Source organism: Paraburkholderia sp. BGA-UO-ETr-F21 (assembly GCF_059567925.1).
The window spans coordinates 79,678-95,574 of the sequence record NZ_JCAQOY010000003.1 but is presented as its reverse complement, the minus strand read 5'-3'; the positions used below and the strand labels follow the sequence as shown (position 1 = coordinate 95,574).

Genomic DNA, 15,897 nt, shown 5'->3' with positions numbered 1-15,897 from the left:
GGTTCAGCGTGACGTTGGTGCGCCCGGCGAATCCTGCATCGTGCAACGGCACAGCGCCAGTGCGCGTGAGCCTGGCGCGCACTTCAGCGCAACGCCTGCACGGCCTGTGAATCCTGTTGCGCCGAAAGGCGCAACGCCAGTTCCAGCATGCGCTGGTTGGCGCTGGCCGGCGTGAACGTTTCGACCTTTTGCTGCGCTGCTTGCACGAGCGTGCGGCGCAGTTCCGTGTCGGTCAGCAGACGTTCGATTGCGCGCGCCATCGCATCCACGTCGCCGACCGGCACCAGCAGGCCGGCCTTGCCGCCTTCCAGCAAATCCCTTGGCCCGGTCGGACAATCCGCCGACAGCACCGGCGTGCCGAGCGCCATGGCCTCGCCGAGCACCATGCCGAAACCCTCGTAACGACTGCTCAACACCAGCAGTTCCGCCTGCCGGATATAAGGCGCTGGATTCGCGCAGAAACCCAGAAAATGCACCGCTGCGCCGATCCCGAGTTCGTCGGCGAGTTGCTCCAGTTCGCGCCGGTCGCGCCCCTCGCCGATCAGGACGAGCGCCGCCTTGCAACGGCCACGCTCGCGCACCTGAGCGTAGGCTCTGAGCAGCGTCTTGTGATCCTTCTGCCCTTCGTCCAGACGCGCCACCGAAACGATGAACGAGTCGGCCGGCCGTTCGATCGGCGCACGTGCCGCGCGCCGCAGCGCATCGACGTCGATCACGTTCGGCAATTCGACGATATCCAGCGCGGTTGCCGAGAAGAGTTCCTGCGCCTCGCGCAGCATGGCGGGCGTCAGCACGGCGATCGCCGAGTAACGTGAGTAATGCTTGACCCGCCGGGCGATGTAGCGCGCGCTCTTGCTGCCGAGCCGCGCCGCCAGGCTGAAATGGCTCACCCCGAACCAGGGCACATGGCCGCTTCCCGCCACGTGACGCAGCGAGAAATCGAAATCGCAGATCAGATCGTGCTGCCTGGCGAGACGCCGCATGCGCAGCGCTGCCAGCGGCCTGATCGCGCCATAGGTCAGCAGCTTGTGCAATAACTTCTCGCCCTTGCCCAGCTTGCGCTTTCGGGCCTCCTGATGAAGCGCGTACATCCACTTCGATGAGGCGAGCACATGCACTGGCACGTCGTCGGGAATCGACTGCGCGCGCCAGAACAACAGGTCGTCGGTCGGATACGCCACCGAGAGGCTCGGCGCGAACAGCCGCCGGTCGAGCGTCTTGAGCCACGACAGAAGCGCGGTCTCGGTGCCGCCTTTACCGAAATCGTTGATATGAAACAGGATACGCAGCGGCGTGCGGTCAGCTTCAGGAGCGTGCGGGTTTGCGTTGGTCACCTTGGTTATTCGCCCAACTTGGCTGTTGGCGCTTCACGCCGCTGTTCACTGCGTACTGCCGTGACCTTGCCGCGTACAGCGTCGAGCGACGCTTCGCCGGAAGCGCCGACTTGCTCCGCGCAACCCAGCAGCAGGCCAGCAAACGCCCAGAACGCGAGCATGGTGGTCTGCCACATGAAATCGTCGGTGGTATTTTTCGCGATCATGCCGGCCACCAGCGCCACGCCCGCTGCGCACAACCAGGGCTCGACCCGCCGAAGCCGCCAGAAGCGCGCGACGAGACACAGCAATAACGCAGTCTGCAGCGCGACGCCGATGAAGCCCGTCTGCAACCACGTGTTGATGAACAGGTTGTGCGCGTGAGTCAGCGCCTGCGGTTCGACCGCCAGCAAACTGGCGGGCATTTCGCCACGATAGACGATCCCCGGCAACGGCTTGCCGAAGCCCACGCCGACCCACGCATGGCGTTCGGCTTCGCTGACATAAAACGCCCACAGCTTCGGACGCGTGTCAGCCGATACCGTGTCGCCGATCGCGGACAGCGAGCCGGGCACGTAGACCTGATGACCGTCGATCGCGACGTCGCGCGGCTGGCTGGCGGCGGGCGCGGTGCCGGCCGTGCGCAGACGGGAGCTGAACTCGAGCGTGCCGACGCCGGCTGCGCCGACTACGGCGACGACCAGCACCGCCAGCAACAGGCGGCGCCGGTAGAGCGGAAACAACGCGACCAGAAGCGTCACGGCGGCCGCCGGCCAGAAGAATCGATTGAGGGTCGCCAGTCCGATGAACAGGCACAGCACGATGCCGCTCGCGCCGATCACGCGCCAACGCGGCTTCAGCAGGAAGCCGGCGAAGAGCGGCATGGCAAACACCGCGAGCGTGCTGGTATGGCCGACGCGATTATAGAAATGCAGCGGAAAAGTATTGGCGGTGGGCGGCTGCAGATGCCCCCAGTAGAGCGCACTGATCACGGCGAGCACCACGCAGGCGACCCAGTTGACGAGCACCACGGGGGCCGGCCGCCGCAGTTCGGTGCCGAACAGCCAGAAGCCCCAGAACGACACCAGCGGATAAAGCACCTCGTCGCACCACGCGTGCAGGCTGATCATCGGATACATGGACCACGCGACCGAAGCGAGGCTCCAGCCCGCCCAACCCACGATGGGCAGCACCAGCGGCCACTTCAATAGCGATGGCCGGTTCGCCGAACAGGCGGCCGCCACCACGCCGAGCGCCATCAGTGCGAGGGCATTGAAGACGAGCGCCGTCATGTGGCCGAACATCACCACGAACAGAATCACGGGACAGGCAACCCATAACACGCGCTCCACTCGCGCAGCCGTGTGAGTCATTAGACTTTCACCAGAACATTTTGCAATGCGTTGTACACCGATTCGACCGACAGCCGGCCCATACACTCGGCATGGTCGCCGCGCCAGGCCACACAGGTCGTCTCGTTGCGATCACAGCGCCGCACCCATGCTACCTTGCGGCGGAATATAAAAGGCTGATCGCGGCAGGGCATCTCCGCGATCGTAATGGGCACGAACGGCACTTCGCGCCAGTAGCGCCCCGCGCCATGAATCGAAGCGTTGCCCGGGCCGAACAGCGCAAGCGTGGGCACCCCAATCAGACGCCCCAGATGCGCGACCCCGGTATCGGGACAAACCACGGCTTGTGCGCCGGCAAACAGATGCCATAACTCGCCGAGGCCAAGCCGCGCCGCCAGGTTGGGATGATGAGGGTCCGGGTCGATCGCGCGAATCAGCTCGGCTTCGCCGGGGCCGCCGGTCCAGACCGGCAGGTAGCCAAGCGCTTCCACGCGTTGCGCAAGCTCGCGCCAGCGCGCATCGGGCCAGCGTTTGACGCTGGTGCTCGCCCCCGGATGAAGCACGACGTAAGGTTTCGCCAGTAGCGACGGCTCGGGTAACGCCGCATGCTGCGGCGCGGGCCAGTCGGCGGGCGCGTAAGCGCGCGGCGGCGGTCCGTCGACCAGTTCCGCGGCGAGGTCGGCCCACGCGGCCGGCGCCGCGGGATACGGCGCGCTCCGGTTGAGCGGCCAGTTCTTCCAGGCCGGCTCATCGCCCGCGTGTCCGACGATCCAGCGGCAGCCCGCGCCCAACGCGAGCCAGCTGTGACGATTGTCGCCGAGCACCATGCCGAGGTCGTAAGGTCCGGAAAGCAAAACGTCCCGCACCGACTTCGCATCACGCGGATCGAACGGCAAGACCGTGACGTCGAAAGGCCGAGCGGCATACAGCGGCACGATCGCCTTCGGACAGGTCAGTACGATCTGCGCTTGCGGATATTGCGCGCGCAATTTGGCGAGCAGCGGCGTGAGCAGCAGCGTATCGCCAAGCAACAAATGGTGTGCAATCAGAATGCGGCGCGGTTGCCGTGGCTCGCGGCGCAGTGGCTTGATCAACAGTCGCGGGATAGCCCGCGCAAAAATACGAAGACGCCCGGCAAGCCGACTCATAGGCTCGTCGGCGCGTTGGTTCCCGCCGCGATCTTGCTGTGCGCCGATACCCGGCGCGAGGTCGCGTTCGCCATGCACAATCTCCAGCGGTATTCTTCCCGAAGGCCTCCAGTGCAGCGGCTACGGCCCCGTCACGACGGGCCGGCGCGGCTCGGGATGCAGCGCCTCTCGCCCGCCGCCTGTCCCGGCCGGCATGGAAAGCTCGATGAAATAAGTGGGTGTTCGGCCCGAATTGAGTTCGAGCGTTGAGAGTGAAAAATTATAACATGTGACCCTGCCGCGGAACGGCGCGAAACCGCGCCAGCAAGGCCGCCCGCTCCTTGTGCGACAAGGGTCCGGCGGCCCCTAACGCGGCGCGTCGAGTTGCTCGGCCAACCTCAGCAGCGCGTCCACATGAGCGGCTACGCCTGGGTCGTAAAGCACTGCGTCGCGGGCCCGTTCCGACGGCGCGCGACGCATGCCGTCGCGATGCGCCGCCACCGCCCGCTCGAGCGTGGCACGCAGATCCGCCACGTTGTCCGGTGCGAAAATGAATTTCGCGTGAGGGGCAATCGCATCGCAACAGCCAATGGTCGACGGGAAAATGACCGGTGTCCCGCACATCACCGATTCGATACCGACCAGCCCGAACGGCTCATACGTGGATGCGAGGATCGTGAAATCCGCGGCCTGATAACACTCGGCGAGCTCCCTCACATAGCCGATATAGCGCAGCCGCCCGGACGTACGCGCGGGCGGCCGTCCGGCCACGGCCACCACCACGGGCAGCGCCATGTCGCGCAGCGCGGCTTCGATAAGCGGCAAACCCTTGCGCTCATGGCTGCTCGACGGAAACAGCAGGACGATCTCGTCGTCGGCAAAACCATATTTGCGACGCAGGGTGGCACGCGTCGCGGCATCGGTCGGTGCGAAACGCGTGCCGTCCACGGGGGGGTAAAGCACGCGGATTTTCGCCTCGTCCACGCCGTACAGTTCGCGCAGTTCATCGTGCATCAGTTGCGAATGCGCGACCACGACCTTCGAGCGCTCGTACTGACGGCGCTCGAGCGCAATCTGCCAGCGGTCCGAACGCTTCTGCGCTCGCCCCGTCGCCAGTAAAAAACCGAGATGCGTGCCGCCGCAGATCGCCATATCGGACGAGTCGACGCGGTTGCAGCCGATCAGCACATCGACTTGCGCCGCGCGACGTGCGCCGCGCAGCCGCCATGAAAACCAGCGGTCGCGCAACTTGCCCGGCAGAAACGACACGTTGATGCGGTGTGGCTCGACCATCGCGTATTCCGCCAGCGACGCATCGAAGCGACGCGCAAAGAAAGCCGGCTCGACGCCGCGCGCGGCGAGGCCGCGCACGAGATCCATGGCGTAGCGCTCTAGGCCGCCGCTGTGCTGCAGCGCGTTACTGGAAAGTCCAAGTTTCTTCATTCAGCAGACAGCGCGAGCCAGCGCCTCGTCAAATGTTAAGGGGCAAGTCATGCGCGGTCCGCGCTGGCGAACCGCGCGAATGGAGACCCGAGTGGCCGATCGACGTGTCGCGCGCGTTACGCCGCGCTCTGCTGGAACTGGATGCGGTGCAGATGCGCGTACAGCCCGTCTTTCGCCAGCAGTTCACGATGACTGCCGCTCTCGACGATCCGCCCCGCTTCCATCACCAGAATCCGGTTGGCACGCTCGATGGTCGACAGGCGGTGCGCGATGACGAGCGTCGTGCGGCCCTTCATCAGCGTTTCCAGCGCGGCCTGGACGTGGCGCTCGGATTCGGAGTCCAGTGCCGACGTTGCTTCGTCGAGGATCAGGATGGGCGCGTCCTTGTAGATCGCCCGCGCAATCGCCAGACGCTGCCGCTGGCCGCCCGAGAGCATCATGCCGTTGTCGCCGACCAGCGTTTCGATGCCTTTCGGCATGGCCTCGACGGTGTCCCACAGGTTGGCCGCGCGCAGCGCCGCCTTGACCTTGTCGGGATCGGCGACCTGTCCGTACGCGACGTTATTGGCGACCGTGTCGTTGAACAGCACCACGTCCTGACTCACCATCGCGATCTGGCTGCGCAGCGCGTGCAGATCGTATTCGGGGATCGCGACGCCATCGACCAGAATCTGACCGCCGCTCGGATCGAAAAAGCGCGGCAGCAGATTCACCAGCGTGGTCTTGCCGCTGCCCGACGGGCCCGCGAGCGCGACCATTTCACCCGGCGCCACCCTGAACGACACCTGGTCGAGCGTGTGGCGGTTGTGCGTGGCGTTCGCGCTGTAGTTGAACGAGACGTCGCGGAACTCCACTTCGCCGCGCGCGCGTTCAAGCGGCTTGCCGCCGCCTTCCGGTTCGGACGGCTCGTCGATCAGGCCGAAAATCAGCTCGCACGCCGTCATGCCGCGCTGCAGCGGCTGGTTCACGTCCATCAGGTGCTTGAGCGGCGAGATGATCAGCAGCATCGACGTGACGAAGGCGACGAAGCCGCCCACCGTGGTCTGATCCGACGACGACTGCACCACCGCGATCGTAATCACCACGGCGAGCGCGATCGACGCGAGGAACTGCGTCAACGGTTGCGCGAGTCCACCGGACACGGTCATGCGCATGGCATAGCCGCGCAGACGCTTGCTCATCGACTCGAAGCGATCCATCTCGTACTGCTCGCCGTTGTGCACCTTGACGACCTTGTAGCCGCCCACCGACTCTTCGACGATGTACGACAGCTCATTGGTCAGCAACTGATGCTCGCGGTTCAGACGGCGCAGGCGGCGGTTGATCTTGCCGACCAGCCAGCCGATCGCCGGCAGCAGCACCGCGACGATCAGCGTCAGACGCCAGTTCAGATAGAACAGATAGCCGAGCAGGAAGACCACGGTGAGCGAATCGCGCACCAGCGTGACCAGCACACTCAGCAGCACGTTGAGAATCTGGTTCACCTCGAAGACGATCGCGTTGATCACCGTGCTCGCGGTTTCGCGCTGGAAGAACGCCACGCTCGTATGAATCATGCGGCTGAACATCTTCAGACGCAGATCGAGCAGGATCTTGTTCGTCACGTAGGCAAGCAGATACCCGGATGCATATTGCGACAAGCTGCGCACCAGCGCGAGGCCGATCACCGCGGCCGGCACGAACCACTTGGTTTTGTCGTTGGCATGCGCGCCGAAGCCCTTGTCCAGCAAAGGCTTGAGCAACGCAGGGATCGCCGCGTCGGTCGCGGCGCTGACGGCCATTGCAACGATTGCGCCGAGGAGAACCCAGATCAGCGGCTTGATATACGGCCACAGCCGTTTGAAGACGACGGCGGGCGACGACGCCTCACCTGTACCGATGGGTTTGCTTAACGTTGGCTTCGCGCTCAAGGAATCCTCTGAGAATGCGGGACGGCAACCGCGCGGCAGACGGAATGCCGGCCGGGCGGAATATCAAAAAAGAGCATTGTAAACGGTTGGGGATGGGCGTCGGCGGTTGGGGATCGGCTGTGTATACTTCGGCAACTCGCTTCGGCCGCTTGCTTCGGCAACTCGCTTCCGCGGCCCGCTTGTGCCCGCTGCTTCGCGCAACATGGCTGGGGGACGCCGGCTGGCGCGAAGCGTTCCGTCATTTTGACCTTCACGCTACTCAGGTATGCAAGAAACCACCCTCGGCGTCGCCATCATCACCAAAAACGCGGCGGCGCGGCTGGCTGAATGCCTGCAAGCCGTGGCGTTCGCCGATCAGATCGTCGTGATCGACGGCGGCAGCACGGACGGCACCGCCGACATCGCTCGTTCGCACGGCGCTCGCGTGATCGAACAGACCGACTGGCCGGGCTTCGGCCCGCAAAAGAATCGCGCGGTCGACGCGCTCGGCACCGGTTGGATTCTTTCGATCGACGCCGACGAAATCGTCTCACCGGAGCTGGCCTCAGCGATCCGCGCGGCGCTGGCCGCCCCCACCGCCGACGTTTATGCGGTAGACCGGCTGTCGAGTTTTTGCGGGCACTGGATTCATCACAGCGGCTGGTATCCGGACTGGATTCCGCGTTTGTTCAAACGCGGCGCCGCGCGCTTCTCCGACGACCTGGTACACGAGCGGCTGGTGTTCGACACGCCGGCGCAGCGTCTCACCGGCAAGCTGATGCATCACTCGTACGAGGACTTTGAAGGTGTGTTGCGCAAGCTCGACGCGTATTCGACAGCGGGCGCCCAGCAACGTCACGTGGCGGGCCAGCGAGGCAGCTTCGGCAAGGCGCTCGGGCGCGGCGCGTGGGCGTTCGTGCGGACTTATTTGCTGCGTCGCGGTTTTCTGGACGGCCGCGCCGGTTTCATGATCGCGGTGTTCAATGCGGAGACGGTGTATTACCGCTTTTTGAAGCTGGCGCGCTTGAGGGAGAAGGCGCGGCGCTAGCTTTCGGGGCATGGGTCGCCAATCACCGTCGGTTGGTCTAGCCGGCTGATTGCCTCGCGCCCATGAAAGATCACTCGCCTGATAACGCGGCGTGCTTAGCGGCACTCGCTCATGCCCGCGTCGCAGGGATTCGCCGATGCGAGTCATAGTCCGCTTTTGCCGCGCCATTGGCGCGGCAAAGCCAGCATCAACCCACCATCAATACACGATCTCGATTGAGCTTCCGGCAAACTCGCCGCGCAACGCCGCGAGCAGTTCGTCGGTCGGCTTCACGCGCCACGCGTCGCCCAGACGCATTTCACCTTCCGCGTTCTGGCTGCGATACACCACCTGCACGGCGAGCCCGTTTGGAATCTGTACCGCCTGACGCTGCCCGCCACCGCCGTAGCCGCCACCATTGCGGCCACCACCGTTGCCACCGCCGTTTCCGCCTCGCGATGAAGCCGCCGGTGCCGCTGCCGCCGGCGGTTCGTCCTTGCCTGCGCTATGCGCTTCAAGCACACGACGCAATGCCAGCGCGTCTGCGTTGCCGTTCATCTGCACCTTCACGGCCTCAGCGTAACGGCAGCGTGCGCGGCCGAGGTCCATGACCGTGTCGACAGTGAAGCGAATCCCGCCGGTAAACGCGTCGTTACGCGCCTGGCCCTGCACGACCAGCAGTTCGTCTTCCTTGAACAGTTGCTTGTGCGCTTCGAACGTTTCGTTGAAAACCGTGACTTCGCATTGACCGGTGCCGTCGTCGAGCAGCGCGATCAGCATCTTGCCGCGCTGGGTCATCTGCGTGCGCAGCGACGCGATGACACCCGCGACCAGCTTGTCGCGGCCTTCCTTCAACTCGCCGATTTTCTGGCGCACAAAGCGGCGCACTTCGTTCTTGTAGGCATCGAACAGATGGCCCGACAGATAGAAGCCGAGCGCGGCCTTCTCTTCCTGCAGCTTTTTCTTTTCCGGCCATTCCGGCTCGTCGACCAGTTCGTGACCTTGCGACGGCGCGTCGCCCATGTCGAACAGGCCCGCTTGCAGCGCGTTGGCGCTCGCCTGCTCGGCGGCTTCCATGGCGAGCGAAACGGACGCGATCAGTTGCGCGCGGTTCGCATGCAAGGTGTCGAACGCGCCGGCGCGGATCAACGCTTCAACCGTGCGGCGATTGACGATGCGGCGGTCGACCCGGTTGCAGAAATCGAAAATATCGATGAACGGACCGTCTTCGCGCGCGCGCAGAATTTCTTCGATCGCGTTCTGGCCGCTGCCCTTGATTGCGCCGAGGCCGTAGCGGATCGTTTTCGAGCGCTTGCCGTCAGGCTCGGCGACCGGCTCGAAGCGGTACGCGGACAGATTCACATCCGGCGGCAGCACCGCCATCTTGTTCGTGAGACAGTCTTCGAACAGGATCTTGACCTTGTCCGTGTCGTCCATGGCGAGCGACATATTCGCCGCCATGAATTCCGCCGGATGGTGCGCCTTCAGCCATGCGGTGTAATACGCCAGCAGCGCATACGCGGCCGCGTGCGACTTGTTGAAGCCGTAGCCCGCGAACTTCTCCATCAAGTCGAAGATTTCGTCGGCCTTCTCAGCGGTCAGACCGTTCTTCGCGGCGCCCTGGCGGAACAACTCGCGATGTTCGGCCATTTCCTCGGCCTTCTTCTTACCCATCGCGCGACGCAGCAAGTCGGCGCCGCCCAGCGAGTAGCCGCCGATGATCTGCGCCATCTGCATGACCTGCTCCTGGTAGACCATGATGCCGTAGGTCTCTTTCAGAACAGATTCGACACGCGGATCCGGATATTCCACCACTTCGCGGCCGTGCTTACGCGCGCAGAAGCTCGGAATCAGGTCCATTGGGCCCGGACGGTACAACGCGACCAGCGCGATGATGTCCTCGAAGCGGTCAGGCTGCGCGTCTTTCAGCATGCCCTGCATGCCGCGGCTTTCCAGCTGGAACACGGCGACCGTATTCGCTTTCTTCAGGATCGAGAACGACGCCGGGTCGTCGAGCGGCACTTGCCCGAGCGACCAGTCCTGCTTGGACGGATCGAGACGCCGGATATAGCGCTCGGCCCAGTCGAGAATCGTGAGCGTGGTCAGACCCAAAAAGTCGAACTTCACGAGGCCGACGGCTTCGACGTCATCCTTGTCGTACTGGCTCACCACGCCGCTTTCGTCGCCCTGCGTGTACAGCGGACAGAAATCGGTCAGCTTGCCCGGCGCGATCAGCACACCGCCCGCGTGCATGCCGACGTTACGCGTCAGGCCTTCCACGCGCTGTGCGAGTTCGAGCAGCTGATGCACTTCGTCTTCGTTGTCGAAGCGCTCCTGCAGCAGCGGCTCTTCCTTCATCGCGTCCGCAATCGTGACGTGCTTGCCCGGCTTGAACGGAATCAGCTTGGCGATGCCGTCCGTGAACATATAGCCGAGATCGAGCACGCGGCCGATGTCGCGCACCGCCGCCTTCGCCGCCATCGTGCCGAACGTGGCGATCTGCGACACGGCGTCCGCACCGTACTTTTCCTTCACGTACTGGATCACGCGATCGCGGCCGTGCTGGCAGAAGTCGATGTCGAAGTCGGGCATGGACACCCGCTCCGGATTCAGGAAACGTTCGAACAGCAGGTTGTAGCGCAGCGGATCGAGGTCGGTCACGCCGAGCGCGTACGCGACCAGCGACCCAGCGCCCGAGCCCCGGCCCGGACCGACCGGCACGCCGTTGTTCTTCGCCCAGTTGATGAAGTCCGCCACGATCAGGAAGTAGCCGGGAAAGCCCATCTTGATGATCGTGCCGCACTCGAATTCGAGGCGCTCGTAGTACGTGGCACGTTGCGCCGCGCGTTCGGCTTCGTCCGGATAAAGCTGCTCGAGACGCTTTTCGAGGCCCTCTTTCGACAGATGCACGAGGTAGTCGTCGAGCGACATGCCGTCGGGCGTAGGGAACAGCGGCAGCTTGGGCTTGCCGAGTTCGAGCGTGAGGTTGCAACGCTTGGCGATTTCCACCGAGTTGGCGAGCGCCGACGGAATGTCCGCGAACAGCGCGGCCATCTCTTCCTGTGTGCGGAAATACTGCTCGGACGTGAAGCGCTTCGGGCGGCGCGGATTGGCCAGAATGTCGCCTTCGGAAATACACACGCGCGCTTCGTGCGCGGTGAAGTCGTCCGGCGTCATGAACTGCATGGGATGCGTGGCGACCACCGGCAGTTTCAGCGACGCCGCGAGTGCGACCGCCTGCTGCACGTAGTGCTCGCCGCCGGGCTGACCGCAGCGCTGCAACTCGATATAAAAGCCGCCCGGGAATACCTTCGCCCAATGCAGCGCGTTGCGCTTTGCCGCTTCTTCGTTACCCGCCGCGAGCGCGAGGCCGATGTCGCCCTGCTGCGCGCCCGACAACGCGAGCAGCCCTTCGCCGAGACCCGTTTCGAGCCAGCCGGCCTCGACTTCCGCGCGACCGCGATACTGGTTCGTGAGCGACGCCTTGCTGAGCAGTTCGCACAGGTTCAGGTAGCCGCGCCGGTCCTTGACCAGCAGCAGCAAACGGGAAGGCTTGTCGCGGTCGTCCGGATTGGTGATCCAGACGTCGCAGCCGGCAATGGGTTTGACCCCTTTGCCACGGGCTTCCTTGTAGAAACGGACGAGGCCGAATGCGTTGCCGAGATCGGTGAGGGCGAGCGCGCCCTGGCCGTCTTTGGCGGCGGCCTTGACGACGTCGTCGAGGCGCACGATGCCATCGGCAATCGAGAATTCGGAGTGAACGCGGAGATGAACGAAGCGGGGATCTGACATGGGCGACATTGTAACTCCACCGTTCCGGAGTTTTCAGGCCAAAACCGCGCGTTGGCCGTCCGGCTTAGGGCGCAAACGCGCGAGCCGCGTGCACAGGCGTTTCTGAGGTGGCGGAGCATGCGGACGTCCGCCTGAGCGCGGCAAATCGACAGCAAGTTCGAGAACGATTTGCGCTACCGCAACCCGCTGGCCATTCGGCCGAGTCGGGGAACGCGCCGGGTTGAGAGATAATAGGGGTTTCGCCCCATTCGACGTGGCCGTGCCGCGTGGCGCCTGAAAGCGGGAGCCCAATGCGCCCCGTTTTCCGCAACGCCGGTCACCTCTTACCGCTGGACACTTATGAGTATCGTCAACCTCTCTTCGTATCAATTTGCGACTATCGAAGACACCGCCGCATGGCGCCCGTTCGTCACGGAGCGCTGCAATGCGCTCGGCCTGAAGGGCACTGTTCTGCTGGCGCCGGAAGGCATCAACCTGTTCGTCGCCGGCACGCGTGAGGCTACGGACGCGTTCATCGACTACATCCGTCGCGACGCGCTGTTCGAAGGCAAGTTCGCGAATTTGCAGTTCAAGGAAAGCCTGTCGGACAAGCAGCCGTTCACCCGCATGCTGGTCAAGCTCAAGCGCGAGATCATCACGATGAAAAAACCGGCCATCCGGCCGGAGCTGGGCCGTGCGCCGTTCGTCGACGCGCCCACGCTGAAAAACTGGCTGGACCGCGGTCACGACGATCAAGGCCGCCCAGTCGTGATGCTCGACACGCGCAACGCATTCGAAGTCGACGTCGGTACGTTCGACAACGCGCTCGACTACCGCATTACGAAATTCAGCGAGTTTCCGGAAGTGATCGAGCAGAATCGCGCCGATCTGGAAGGCAAGACGGTCGTGTCGTTCTGCACGGGCGGGATTCGCTGCGAGAAAGCGGCGATCCACATGAAGGACGTGGGCATCGAGAACGTGTACCAACTCGAGGGCGGCATTCTGAAGTACTTCGAGGAAGTGGGCGGAGCCCACTATCACGGCGACTGCTTCGTGTTCGACTACCGCACCGCGCTCAATCCGCAACTTGAGCCCAGCAAGACGACGCAATGCTTCGGCTGCCGCGCCGTAGTTCCGCCGGAAGCGCAAGAATCGCCCATGTACGTGGCGGGCAAGACGTGTCCGGAATGCCATCCGGACAGCAAGGCGGCACGCGCCGCGTGATGGTGGCCGCGCAGCCGGCGCAACAATCGGGCCGGGCTTTGCGGGCCGGGGCCCAGGCCGGCATGCCCTACCGCGGTCGTTTCGCGCCATCGCCCACCGGCCCGCTGCATTTCGGCTCGCTGGTCAGCGCGCTTGCAAGCTGGCTGGACGCGCGTGCGCATCGGGGAGCGTGGCTCGTACGCATTGAAGACATCGACGGCCCGCGCACCGTGCCGGGCGCCGCCGAAGATATTCTCGCCACCCTCGAACGCTTCGGCATGCAGGCGGACGAACCGCCTGTCTGGCAAAGCACCCGCCTCGCGCGCTACCAGCAGGCACTGGAGCAATTGAAGGCCGGCGGCATGATCTATCCGTGTGGCTGCACGCGCAAGGAAATCGCCGACTCGCTGCTGCACGCGCATGCGCGCAACACCACCCTCGCCTATCCCGGCACCTGCCGCGAAGGCCTGCATGGCAAACCGGCGCGCGCATGGCGACTGCGCGTGCCCGATGGCGACGCCGCGATCATCACGTTCGAGGACCGCTGGCAAGGCACGCAGACACAGAATCTGGCCACCGAGGTCGGCGATTTCGTGCTGAAGCGCGCGGACGACCAATGGGCGTATCAGCTGGCGGTGGTCGTCGACGACGCGGATGCGGGCATCACGCACATTGTGCGCGGCGCGGATTTGATGGATTCAACGGCACGGCAGATCTATTTGCAGCGCTGCCTGGGCGTGCCGACGCCCGAGTATTTGCATGTGCCCGTCGTCATGAACGAGCAGGGCGAAAAACTCAGCAAGCAGAACGGCGCCACGGCGCTGGACAGCGATCAGCCACTCGAAGCGCTGAGCGCAGCGGCGCGGCATCTGGGGCTCAAGCTGGAAAGCGCTGCGGACCATACAACGCTAGACGGCTTTTATGCCGCCGCCACGGTGGCATGGGCAAAACGAATGGGATTACCCACAGCAGGATAACCGCGATTCGCGCCTGGATCAGGAAGACGACGGCGACTTTCTCGGCATTCCGAACCCGCCCAACAGCGCCGCCAACGGCTGCTTGGAAGCGGACTTCTGCGGCGCGGCCGAAGCAGCGTCGGCCTCCTCGACCTTGCGAACCGAAGCAGGCGACGGCTCATACGGCTTCAGGAAGAAATCATCCACCGGTTGCGCGCGATGATGATGCGGCCGGTCGAACGAACCCGACGACGCACCCGTGCGCCGACGGCTGCCGCGATCTTCACGCCCTTCGCGCCCTTCCCGCCCCTCACTGCTACGCTCGCGACGCGGCGCCCGCTCTTCATGGTGGTGGCGCACCGGCGCTTCCACCGTCAGGCGCTGCACGTCCAACGGACGTTTGATCAACTTCTCGATATCGGCAAGCTGCTTGCGCTCGTTCGGGCTGCACAGCGACAAGGCGTCGCCTGAAGCACCCGCGCGGCCGGTACGGCCGATCCGGTGCACGTAGTCTTCCGCATTGAACGGCAGATCGAAGTTGATCACCGCCGGCAGTTCGGCGATATCGAGGCCGCGTGCGGCGACGTCTGTCGCCACCAGCGCTTCGATCTCGCCGCGCTTGAACGCGTCGAGCGCCTGCATCCGTTCATTCTGCGAGCGATCGCCGTGAATCGCTGTCGCCACCACGCCGTCGCGCTCGAGGCTGCGCGCGAGACGGCTCGCGCCGATCTTGCTATTGCAGAACACGATTACCTGCTTGAGGCTGCGCTCGCGAATCAGTTGCACGACCGCGCCGGTCTTGTCGCCTTCGGCGACTTCAAAGACGATCTGCGTTACGTTGGTCGCAGTCGAGTTGCTGCGCGCGACTTCAATAGTTTGCGGGTTGCGCAGATAGGTCGCGGCGAGCTTCTTGATTTCGCCCGAGAACGTGGCCGAAAACAGCAGCGTCTGACGCTCTTTCGGCAGCAGGTTCAGAATGCGCTGCAGGTCCGGCAGGAAGCCCATGTCGAGCATGCGGTCGGCTTCGTCGAGCACGAGAATCTGCACCTGGCCGAGGTTGGCGGTCTTCTGTTGCACGTGATCGAGCAGGCGGCCTGGCGTGGCGATCAGAATCTCGACGCCGCGGCGCAGTTGCTCCGATTGCGGATTCATATCCACGCCGCCGAACACCACGGCGCTGCGCAGCGCCGTGTGCTTCGCATACGACTGCACGTTCGCGGCGACCTGGTCGGCAAGTTCGCGGGTCGGCGTGAGGATCAGCGCGCGCACCGGATGCCGGGCGGGCGATGCGCTCGTGCTCGCCTGCGGCAAGAGGCGCTGGATGATCGGCAGCGAGAAACTCGCGGTCTTGCCGGTGCCGGTTTGCGCGGCGCCCATGACGTCGCGGCCGGCCAGCACGACGGGAATCGCCTGCGCCTGGATCGGCGTAGGGATGGTGTAGCCCGATTCTTTGACGGCTTTCAGGATGTCGGGCGCGAGACCGAATTGATCAAAAGTCGCAGTGCTGGGCGTGACGGCTGTGTCGGACATGGTGGCTTTCGCTAAAAATGCGCTTTGCGCGTGCGCGCGGCAGCGGTCGGAACCGCAGAGGGCATTGTGATGAAGGCGGAGCCACGGCGTTCCGCACGGGACCCGATAGTATTGCGGGAAAAAATGCGGCCGGCTCCGGCCGGCGGAAACACCCGCCGGAAAGGCCGGTATTGTAGCACTTCAGCAAAAACACTCATGGCGCATGTGCCGGCTTTCTGCTTACGCCGGCGAAAGCCGGGGCGCCGGCGCTCGGGGCACCCCCATGCGCCGTCGCGCTTCGCTCGCA

The 15,897-nt window shown here is 64.4% G+C and carries 10 protein-coding genes; 3 read left to right on the top strand and 7 right to left on the bottom strand.

Annotation, left to right across the window (positions count from 1 at the left end; translation table 11 throughout):
- Positions 1-83: 83 nt before the first annotated feature.
- From AC57B1_RS01040 to msbA, 5 genes are all read right to left on the bottom strand, one after another.
- Entirely contained in the window at positions 84-1,343 is a 1,260-nt protein-coding gene (locus AC57B1_RS01040) for a glycosyltransferase (RefSeq protein ID WP_408345367.1), read from the bottom strand.
- On the bottom strand, positions 1,340-2,686 hold the full coding sequence (locus tag AC57B1_RS01035) for an O-antigen ligase family protein (RefSeq protein WP_408345168.1): 1,347 nt from the start codon (positions 2,684-2,686) through the stop codon (positions 1,340-1,342). Before AC57B1_RS01035 ends, AC57B1_RS01040 begins: the two co-directional genes overlap by 4 nt.
- Positions 2,686-3,813 carry a glycosyltransferase family 9 protein gene (locus AC57B1_RS01030; RefSeq protein WP_408345165.1) on the bottom strand — a complete coding sequence of 376 codons (1,128 nt, stop codon included), beginning with the start codon at positions 3,811-3,813 and terminating at the stop codon, positions 2,686-2,688. Before AC57B1_RS01030 ends, AC57B1_RS01035 begins: the two co-directional genes overlap by 1 nt.
- Positions 3,814-4,158: 345 nt before the next feature.
- On the bottom strand, positions 4,159-5,235 hold the full coding sequence (locus AC57B1_RS01025) for a glycosyltransferase family 4 protein (RefSeq protein WP_496416307.1): 1,077 nt from the start codon (positions 5,233-5,235) through the stop codon (positions 4,159-4,161).
- Positions 5,236-5,351: 116 nt separating this feature from the next.
- A complete protein-coding gene (gene msbA, locus AC57B1_RS01020) occupies positions 5,352-7,145 on the bottom strand; it encodes a lipid A export permease/ATP-binding protein MsbA (RefSeq protein ID WP_408345159.1) in 1,794 nt (597 codons plus the stop codon).
- A gap of 265 nt (positions 7,146-7,410) precedes the next feature.
- Between msbA and AC57B1_RS01015 the strand changes: the two genes are divergently transcribed.
- Positions 7,411-8,172: a glycosyltransferase family 2 protein gene (locus AC57B1_RS01015; RefSeq protein WP_496416306.1), complete on the top strand. Its 762-nt coding sequence runs from the start codon at positions 7,411-7,413 to the stop codon at positions 8,170-8,172.
- 198 nt (positions 8,173-8,370) lie between these two features.
- Here AC57B1_RS01015 and dnaE read toward each other — a convergent pair whose 3' ends face one another.
- Positions 8,371-11,952, bottom strand: coding sequence for a DNA polymerase III subunit alpha (gene dnaE, locus AC57B1_RS01010; protein ID WP_408183368.1), 3,582 nt, complete (start codon positions 11,950-11,952; stop codon positions 8,371-8,373).
- A 330-nt stretch (positions 11,953-12,282) separates the two neighbouring features.
- Between dnaE and AC57B1_RS01005 the strand changes: the two genes are divergently transcribed.
- On the top strand, positions 12,283-13,146 hold the full coding sequence (locus tag AC57B1_RS01005) for a sulfurtransferase (RefSeq protein WP_408345150.1): 864 nt from the start codon (positions 12,283-12,285) through the stop codon (positions 13,144-13,146).
- A gap of 62 nt (positions 13,147-13,208) precedes the next feature.
- Complete coding sequence (gene gluQRS / locus AC57B1_RS01000) at positions 13,209-14,102, top strand: tRNA glutamyl-Q(34) synthetase GluQRS (protein WP_496416349.1); 894 nt, start codon at positions 13,209-13,211, stop codon at positions 14,100-14,102.
- Positions 14,103-14,120: 18 nt separating this feature from the next.
- On the opposite strand, the gene AC57B1_RS00995 is transcribed toward gluQRS, so the two are convergent.
- The gene (locus AC57B1_RS00995) at positions 14,121-15,611 is read right to left on the bottom strand and encodes a DEAD/DEAH box helicase (RefSeq protein WP_408345147.1); all 1,491 of its coding nucleotides are present in this window, start codon (positions 15,609-15,611) and stop codon (positions 14,121-14,123) included.
- Positions 15,612-15,897: the final 286 nt, after the last annotated feature.

Bases quoted from the DNA above. Each gene is read 5' to 3' on its own strand.
- AC57B1_RS01030 (WP_408345165.1), bottom strand. From the start codon at position 3,813: ATGAGTCGGCTTGCCGGGCGTCTTCGTATTTTTGCGCGGGCTATCCCG.
- AC57B1_RS01005 (WP_408345150.1), top strand. From the start codon at position 12,283: ATGAGTATCGTCAACCTCTCTTCGTATCAATTTGCGACTATCGAAGAC.
- AC57B1_RS01025 (WP_496416307.1), bottom strand. From the start codon at position 5,235: ATGAAGAAACTTGGACTTTCCAGTAACGCGCTGCAGCACAGCGGCGGC.
- dnaE (WP_408183368.1), bottom strand. From the start codon at position 11,952: ATGTCGCCCATGTCAGATCCCCGCTTCGTTCATCTCCGCGTTCACTCC.
- AC57B1_RS00995 (WP_408345147.1), bottom strand. From the start codon at position 15,611: ATGTCCGACACAGCCGTCACGCCCAGCACTGCGACTTTTGATCAATTC.
- AC57B1_RS01015 (WP_496416306.1), top strand. From the start codon at position 7,411: ATGCAAGAAACCACCCTCGGCGTCGCCATCATCACCAAAAACGCGGCG.
- AC57B1_RS01035 (WP_408345168.1), bottom strand. From the start codon at position 2,686: ATGACTCACACGGCTGCGCGAGTGGAGCGCGTGTTATGGGTTGCCTGT.
- gluQRS (WP_496416349.1), top strand. From the start codon at position 13,209: ATGCCCTACCGCGGTCGTTTCGCGCCATCGCCCACCGGCCCGCTGCAT.